The sequence below is a fragment of the Campylobacter sp. genome (genome assembly GCF_020024835.1).
In the GTDB taxonomy this organism is placed as follows: domain Bacteria; phylum Campylobacterota; class Campylobacteria; order Campylobacterales; family Campylobacteraceae; genus Campylobacter_D.
The window spans coordinates 1-8,502 of sequence record NZ_JAHHTD010000048.1 but is presented as its reverse complement, the minus strand read 5'-3'; the positions used below and the strand labels follow the sequence as shown (position 1 = coordinate 8,502).

Below are 8,502 nucleotides of genomic sequence, written 5' to 3'. Positions count from 1 at the left end.
TATAAAAATAAAGGAGAATGGTTAAGTTTAGTCTATAAAAAGGAAAATAATGGATAAAAAATCAAATAATCAAAATAATAATAATAATTTTTTTAATAAAAATCCTATCTTTATTTTTGCTGTTTTTGCTATGATAGCGATAGTTTTATTTAGAAGTCTATCAGATGATTCGACTATGAATTTTATTGGTAGTGAAAATACTAAAAAAATTATTTATTCTGAATTAAAAACTTTAATTGAAAATAACCAAATTGCTCAAGTTGATATAGGTCAAACAACGATAAAAGCTATTTCTAAAACTGGAAATATGGTTTATATAACAAAAAAAGTTCCCAATGATGCAACTTTTGTATCTTTACTTGATTCAAAAGGTATTTCATATGGATATTCTAGTGAAAGCAATTGGTTTATAGATTTACTACTTTCTTGGGTTTTACCTGTATTTATTTTCTTTGGGATTTGGATGTTTTTAGCTTCTCGTATGCAAAAAAATATGGGTGGTTCTATCCTTGGAATTGGAAGTTCAAAAAAATTAGTTAATTCAGAAAAACCCAAGGTTAAATTTAACGACGTTGCTGGTGTTGAAGAGGCAAAAGAGGAAGTTAAGGAAATTGTTGATTTCTTAAGATATCCAGAAAGATACATTAAACTTGGTGCAAAAATTCCAAAAGGACTTTTACTTGTAGGACCTCCAGGAACAGGTAAGACATTACTAGCAAAGGCAGTAGCTGGAGAAGCTGATGTGCCATTTTTTAGTGTATCAGGATCATCTTTTATAGAAATGTTTGTTGGTGTTGGCGCTTCAAGAGTAAGAGATTTATTTGAAAATGCAAAAAAAGAAGCTCCTGCTATTGTATTTATAGATGAAATAGACGCAATTGGAAAATCTCGTGCTGCTAGTGGTATGATGGGTGGAAATGATGAAAGAGAACAAACGCTAAATCAACTTTTAGCTGAAATGGATGGATTTGGCACTGAAAGCTCACCAGTGATAGTCCTAGCAGCAACTAACCGACCTGAAGTGCTTGATGCTGCTTTATTAAGACCTGGTCGTTTTGACAGACAAGTTTTAGTGGATAAGCCAGATTTTAAAGGTAGATGTGATATTTTAAAAGTGCATATGAAAGATGTTAAAATCTCTCCTGAAGTAAAGGTAGAAGATATCGCAAGATTGACTGCTGGATTAGCTGGAGCTGATTTAGCTAATATCATTAATGAAGCAGCACTTTTAGCTGGTAGAGATTCTAAAAAACACGTAGAACAAAAAGATTTAGTTGAAGCCGTTGAAAGAGCTATAGCAGGACTTGAAAAAAAATCTCGTAGGATTAATGATAAAGAGAAAAAAATAGTAACATATCATGAATGCGGTCATGCACTAATAGCTGAAACCACAAAAGGAGCTAAAAAAGTAAGTAAAGTTTCTGTGATTCCAAGAGGATTAGCAGCACTTGGATACACTCTAAATACTCCTGAAGAAAATAAATTTTTAATGCAAAAACATGAACTTTTAGCAGAAGTTGATGTTCTTTTAGGCGGACGTGCTGCTGAAGAAATTTTCATAAAAGAAATTTCAACTGGTGCTAGCAATGACTTAGAACGTGCAACGGATATTATAAAAGCTATGATTTCTATGTATGGAATGAGCGAAATAGCTGGTCTTATGGTGCTTGAAAAGCAAAGAAATACTTTCTTAAGTGGCGGTCAAACTATCAAGGATTATTCAGATAAAATGGCACAGGATTTAGACGAATATGTCAAAAAAACCTTAGATGAAAGATATCAAGGTGTAAAAGAAATCCTTAAAATATATTATGGAGCAATTGAGACTATGGTAAAAACTTTATATGAAGAAGAAACTATAGATGGAAATAAAGTTAGAGAAATTATTAAAAATTATGAAGAGGAAAATAATATTCCTACTCGCTTAGAGGAAAAACAAGAAAGTGTTAAGGAAAGTTAATGAAATTTAATTTTATTGCAAAAGCTGGTTTAAATTTTTTAATATTCTTTGCTATATTTTTTGCAATAATTCAGTTTATATGGGGATTTTCTTGGATTTTATGTTTGATATGGATATTGTTTTTATATCTTTTTAGAATAAGATTTGTTAAACATATAGCAGATTCTAGTGCTATTATTTCTCCTATAGAAGGTATAGTTAAAAAAATTCAATCAACCACCTATGCTGAAATTGGCGAGTGTGTTGAAATTCAAATTATAAATTCAATTTTTTCCCAAGGAACTATCATAGCTCCACTTAAATTAGAAATCAAAAAAACAACTATAAAACATGGACTTTTTTTGTGTCCTTTTATAAAAAATATGAATTTATTGAGTGAAAGAATCTTATTTTTAGTAAATTCAAAAGATAAATTGTGGGCTATGCGTATTAATTTTGGTGCTTTAAATAGAAAAGCTCATATCTATGATTTTGGTTGTCATTTAGATCACGCTCAAGAAATAGGCTTTATGTTAGATGGTAGCGTGAGTTTATTTTTACCAAAAAATAGTAAAATTTGCATTAATGAAAATGATAAAATTCACATTGGTGCTCTAATAGGTTATTTAAATCCATGAATTTTAAATTAATTTATATATTACCCAACCTTTTCACAGCGACTTCAATATTTTTAGGAATTATTTCCATTATAGCTTCAATCAATCAAAATTTTAATGAAGCTATTATTTATATTATTTTATCGCTTATATGCGATGGACTTGATGGGCGTGTTGCAAGAGCTACCAATTCTACTTCTAAATTTGGGATTGAATTTGATTCTTTAGCTGATTTAATAGCATTTGGAGCTGCTCCGGCTATACTTTTTTATATGAATATAGGGTATGAATATGGAAAATTTGGATCACTTATAGCAGGATTATTTGTAGTTTTTGGTGCAATACGCTTAGCAAGATTTAATATTACCACAGGGACATATGAACCCTCTGTATTCATAGGCTTACCTATACCAACTGCTGCAGTTGTAAGTGCCTTGTGGATAAAGGCTTATTTAGATTATGAAGTCTTTCGTGATTATTCTTTATTAATATTATGCATTCAAGCACTGCTTGCATTTTTAATGGTTAGCAATATACGATATCCTAGCTTCAAAAAAATTGATTTAAAAAGAGCAAATGTTTTGAAAGTTTTAATCACACTAGTAATTCTTTTTTCTATGTTTTACTTATACCTACTAGAAAGTGCTTTAGTGCTTGCTAGCTTATATGTTTTATATGGATTATTGCGTAGTGCTTATACCTTAACTAAAACTTTTAAAAAAGAATAAATTTTACTTTTACTTATTTTTAGCATTAAAATCATTTAAATTAAAAAAAGAGAAAGGATTATTATCTTGAACAAAAATAAATTTTTTAGACAAATTCATATTTATACTAGTTTATTTTTTTTACCACTAGCTTTTTTATATGCCATAACTGGATTTGCATACTTAGCTGGACTTGATGGAAATAGTGGCGCAAAGATTCAAAGCTATAAAATTCAAGCTGTAATACAAAAAGGTGCTGAAGCTGAATTTTTAATCAATTTTTTACAACAAAATAATCTCAAATTTCCATCTTCTTTGGAGCCAAAATCAAACAAAAAAGGCAATGGCATAGAACTTGGTAGCATTAATTATACAGCAACTATCATCAAGCTTGATGAAAATAATTATGAGATTATCACTAAGACTAGAAGCTTATTAGGTAGTATGATTTTATTGCACAAAGATAAAGGTATGTGGTATTTTTCTGTGCTTGGTTTAGCTTTTGCTTTAGCTATGATAATACTTTATTTTTCTGGAATTTTAATTACTCTTATAGCCATTAAAAAAGATAGGAAAAAACAAGTTGCAACTTTGATTTTAGGCTTTATTGTTACATTTATTGTGGCTTATTTTAGTGTATAAATTTAAGGTATATCTTATAAACACTAAGATATACTTACACATTTTAAGGACAGATGGGTGAGTGGTTGAAACCACACCCCTGCTAAGGGTGCAGATCTTAACGGGTCTCGAGGGTTCAAATCCCTCTCTGTCCGCCACTTTTTTGTTTTTTCTCCGTATTTACTAAAAAATTAAATCAATTCTTTGAATGTTAAAAAATAAATTATTTAATTTCAGCATTTGATATTAGAATATTTTTCAAATTCTCCACTTTCATCTATTTCATTTCCGTGTAGTTGATATAACTCATAATAATACTTTACAAATTTTTTACATTCCTCATCAACTGGCATAAAAAAATCATCTTCTAAAACACAAAAATTATCTAAATATTTTTTTGCATCTTCTTTTAGCAAATAATGTCTTGCTAGCTTGTAATAATTTTGTAAAAATACCACTTTAAATCTTTTATAAGATTCTTTAGTAAATTCTATATTTAATCTTTCATTTTCAAAAAACAAAACTTTAGATTTAAAAAGTAAAGATAAATGTATCAAGCCTTCTGTGTAGTAAGGCTTAACCTCCTCTACTCTCTGCCAAGCTATCAAACTAATTGCTCTTTTTATCAACTCATAAAATACAGGCATTTTTAACTCATCTTCTTCGTGTAGAAAAAAATTAACAAGCCCCCCGGCTGTTGCTTTAAATTCTTCTATATTTTTAAATACTCCATTTTGATTCATTTTCTTCTCACTATCATTTGCTATAAAGAAAATATGTCCAAATTCATGTCCTATGGTTGAAACTTCATATATTTTTTTCCATAATTTTTCATTGTAAAACAAAATCTCTCTTCCATAATCTAAAAATTCCTTTTCAAAAACCATAGAAGAAAGCTTCATAAATGGTTTAGTTTTAACATTTTCATAAACATAATTTAAAAAAGCAAAAATTTTTTTACCAGCTATATTGCTAACATATTCATCATTTGGCACAACTTGAGCAGAAAAAAGTCCTTTAAGATTTGCTCCATAAAAAATCATAGGCACGCAAATATAAAGTTGAGTTCTATCAAGATTAAAATTTACTTCCTCAAAAAGTTTTTCATCTTTTTCTTCTAGTTGTTCATAAATCATAGAAAAACTTTCTTTTATTTGCTCTTTAAAAATACTTGCGTCAAAATCACTCATATCTTCTAAACGTATATCCCATTCTAGTGCTACTGCGTGAGTGTAAGAATCTTCATAATACTCTAATGGATGACCTATTTGCAAAGGTGATTTAACTTCCATCCAAGCAAATTCAGCTTCTTGCCATTTTTTAATTACTTCATTATTATCCTTTTCACAAAAAGCAAATTTTAATTTTTCTATATACGCTATATAAGCTTCTTTCTCATCATTTAGTTCAAAAGTTTTTAATTTTTCTAAAAGTTTGTCAAATTCATATTCTAATTTTAAAACCTCATTTTCAAAAGCCTTTGCATAAGGTAAAAACCTCCAAATAGTTCCAATTTTAACTAAAGCCCCATAGCTTCTTTCACAAATTTCTCCATCTTGATTTAATTGATAAAGTTTATTTTGTTTTAAAAATTCTAAAGCATCACCCAATGTCGAAAATTGCTCTTTTAAAATTTTATTATTGGCGTCTAAAATCTGTTTGCTCCACACAATATCAAAAGAATTCATAACTATTCCGATATTGTGAATACCTTGAATCAAACTTAAATAAAAATCATCAAGCAATTTTTTACCCTTTATCTCATCAATGAGATCTTGATGCTCTACCTCATAAAAAGATCTTACTAGTGAATGGACTTTGTATTTAATTTGAGTAATTTCTTCTTCTTTTAAACCTTTTTTCTCAAGCTCTTGAATTAAATTTTCCTCTTTTAAATCCACTAAACGACGCAATATAGCTAAAATATTGTTTTTTTCATTATCAAGCTCAGCTAATTCTAACGCTCGATCTATAAGAGGATGTTTTTGTTCATCTTGTAAAATTTTATATAAATTATTTATGTATTGCTTTCTATTTTTTACTATTTGTATTATTTGTTTAAAATCATTCATATAAACCTTTCTTTATTTTTGATTCTTAATTATAATATTTTTTTTAAAACAACTAGGAGAATACTATGAAAGATATGCAAGAACCTAAATTAAAAGTCATAGCTATGCCAAGCCATACTAACCCAGCAGGCAATATATTTGGTGGCTGGATTATGTCTCAAATAGATCTAGCCGGTGCTATAGCAGCTAGAGAAATTTCACCTCAAAGAGTTGTAACCGTTGCTGTAGATAAGATTATTTTCAAAGAACCTATCTACGTGGGTGATTTAGTATCATGCTATGCTAAGATTATTAAAGTAGGAACCACTTCCATCACAGTAGAAGTAGAAGTTGCTACACAAAGAGCAAATGAAGATGGCAATGTATATTGCATACATGTAACTTCAGCAATTGTAACTTACGTAAGTGTAGATAAAAAAGGCAATAAATTAGCCATAGATTCTGACTTAAAAAGATTACATGGTTTTTAATTTAAAAATTAATTGTATTTTTAAAAAAAATTCTATATCATCAATAAAAAATTCTAAGGCTACTATATATGCGTGGATATAAAATATTTTCTGGTTCTGCAAATGAAGACTTTGCAAAAAAAATTTCAAAATACCTTTCCTTACCCTTAAGCAATGCTGGAGTTAAACGTTTTAGTGATGGAGAAATCAGCATACAAATAGATGAAAGCGTGCGTGGCAAAGAAGTATTTATCATACAAAGTACTTGTGCTCCAACTAATGATAATTTAATGGAGCTTTTAATAATGACAGATGCATTGCGTCGCTCTAGTGCAAGCTCTATAACTGCTATCATACCTTATTTTGGCTATGCAAGACAAGATAGAAAAGCAAGTCCTAGGGTTCCAATTACTGCAAAATTAGTAGCAAATCTTATACAATCAGCTGGAGTAGATAGAGTAGCTACTATTGACTTACATGCAGGGCAAATTCAAGGATTTTTTGATATACCAGTGGATAATCTTTATGGAAGTATCATTTTTAATGATTATATTAAAAATAAAAACTATAAAAATCCTATCATTGCAAGCCCTGATATAGGAGGAATTGCAAGAGCAAGAAGTGTAGCAAAAGCCTTAGGACTTGATATAGTCATAGTGGATAAAAGAAGAGAAAAAGCTAATGAAAGCGAAGTGATGAATGTCATTGGCGATGTAAAAGACAAAGAGGTCATTTTAGTTGATGATATTATAGATACAGCTGGAACTATAGTAAAAGCTGCTGAAGCTTTTAAAAATAAAGGTGCAAAATCAGTTATAGCTTGTTGCACCCACCCTGTACTTAGTGGCATAGCTTATGAAAGAATTGCAAAAGATGCGTTAGATGAGCTAGTAGTAACTGACACTATTCCTTTAAAACAAAAAATAGATAAAATCAAAATCTTAAGCGTAGCGCCTATATTTGGAGAAGTAATACGCAGAGTTTATCACAATGAAAGCGTGAATTCTTTATTTGTATAAATTCTTTGCAAGGATTACCTTGCAAAGAAAACTTATTTTCTATTTAGATTTATAATAAAAAAATTCATCAAAAAAACCCACATATAATCAGCTAATACATAATGCCTATTAAAAATATCGTGTGAAAATCTTGCATGTGCTATTTTATTTCTAATATTAAGACCATCTTTGCAAAACAATAATCGCAACTCTTTTATAATATCTTCCTCTAAAAGATTTCGTTTCTTTATTTTGCCTAATAAATTTTCTAAAGTTTCATACTCTTGTATTTGATAATTCTTTTTGTCATTCTTTATAACATCTTCACCTATTATATGTCTTAATATAGCCTCAATGCTTACTGAAGCGTATATAAAAAAGTCCATATAGTCTTTGTGTATCCCAGCAAAAAACATTCTAGCTATAATTTCTTCATACCCTTTTGGAATTATATTATTATCATAAGTTAAAGAATAAAAATATTCTTTACTTGGATAAAACTTTTGAAGTAGTTTTGATTTTAAGATATTTATCCAAGGATAAGATATTATTATTTGATTATAATATTTCCTAAATAATCCGAAATTATCAATATTTTCTATTAAATTATTACTATCAAAATAAATTGTATTAAAAAAATCTACGAAAGATTTATTTTCTTCTATTTTTTTAAAATTTATTTTAAAGTATGGATAAAATCCAATAATACATTGAAATAAATTAAAATTAATTTTTAAATAATCATTCACATCATTTTCAAATCGCCCTATTGCTTCTTGAATTTCTTTTGGAATATTAAAACATACGGGTTTAAAATTGGAGACAATTTCTTTATTATTTTCTTGTATTAGTAAATTAATTTTTGATATTTGCTCTTCATTGTTAATTTTTTTGGCAAAATTTAAGGCATATGCTAGTGCCTCTGCCTTAATACCGCTATATTTAATTTTATTGACTATTAATAAATTTATATCAATTATCTTTTTATAGATGTTTGTTTTATTGCTTTTATCTATTAAAATCAAAACCCAATATATTCCACATATAATATTTTTATGAAATTGCAAAGAATTATCTTCATTTATAGTATCTATGTGAT

Annotated in this window: 8 protein-coding genes and 1 tRNA gene; 7 read left to right on the top strand and 2 right to left on the bottom strand. The window is 28.4% G+C overall.

The annotated features are described in order from the left end of the window. Positions 1-49 precede the first annotated feature (49 nt). The 5 genes from ftsH to QZ429_RS06975 all read left to right on the top strand — a co-directional run bounded on the left by ftsH (position 50) and on the right by QZ429_RS06975 (position 4,042). Complete coding sequence (gene ftsH, locus QZ429_RS06995; RefSeq protein ID WP_291953191.1) at positions 50-1,960, top strand: ATP-dependent zinc metalloprotease FtsH; 1,911 nt, start codon at positions 50-52, stop codon at positions 1,958-1,960. Further along, complete coding sequence (locus tag QZ429_RS06990; protein ID WP_291953189.1) at positions 1,960-2,577, top strand: phosphatidylserine decarboxylase; 618 nt, start codon at positions 1,960-1,962, stop codon at positions 2,575-2,577. Before ftsH ends, QZ429_RS06990 begins: the two co-directional genes overlap by 1 nt. After that, on the top strand, positions 2,574-3,284 hold the full coding sequence (gene pssA / locus QZ429_RS06985) for a CDP-diacylglycerol--serine O-phosphatidyltransferase (protein WP_291953187.1): 711 nt from the start codon (positions 2,574-2,576) through the stop codon (positions 3,282-3,284). The genes QZ429_RS06990 and pssA overlap by 4 nt, the downstream gene beginning before the upstream one ends. A 63-nt stretch (positions 3,285-3,347) precedes the next feature. Next, positions 3,348-3,905, top strand: coding sequence for a hypothetical protein (locus QZ429_RS06980; protein ID WP_291953193.1), 558 nt, complete (start codon positions 3,348-3,350; stop codon positions 3,903-3,905). A 47-nt stretch (positions 3,906-3,952) separates the two neighbouring features. Next, positions 3,953-4,042 (top strand) — tRNA-Ser (locus tag QZ429_RS06975). A 75-nt stretch (positions 4,043-4,117) separates the two neighbouring features. Here the strand turns inward: QZ429_RS06975 and ciaB are convergent. Continuing rightward, positions 4,118-5,956, bottom strand: coding sequence for an invasion protein CiaB (gene ciaB, locus QZ429_RS06970; RefSeq protein WP_291953185.1), 1,839 nt, complete (start codon positions 5,954-5,956; stop codon positions 4,118-4,120). A 65-nt stretch (positions 5,957-6,021) separates the two neighbouring features. On the opposite strand from ciaB, the gene QZ429_RS06965 reads away from it, so the two are divergent. Both QZ429_RS06965 and QZ429_RS06960 read left to right on the top strand, forming a co-directional pair. Then, positions 6,022-6,426, top strand: a complete 405-nt coding sequence (locus QZ429_RS06965; RefSeq protein ID WP_291953183.1) for an acyl-CoA thioesterase — start codon at positions 6,022-6,024, stop codon at positions 6,424-6,426. A 68-nt stretch (positions 6,427-6,494) separates the two neighbouring features. After that, a complete protein-coding gene (locus QZ429_RS06960; protein ID WP_291953181.1) occupies positions 6,495-7,424 on the top strand; it encodes a ribose-phosphate pyrophosphokinase in 930 nt (309 codons plus the stop codon). Positions 7,425-7,456: 32 nt separating this feature from the next. Here the strand turns inward: QZ429_RS06960 and QZ429_RS06955 are convergent. Further along, the coding region (locus tag QZ429_RS06955; protein WP_291953179.1) for a DUF4209 domain-containing protein at positions 7,457-8,502 on the bottom strand (1,046 nt) is incomplete at its 5' end.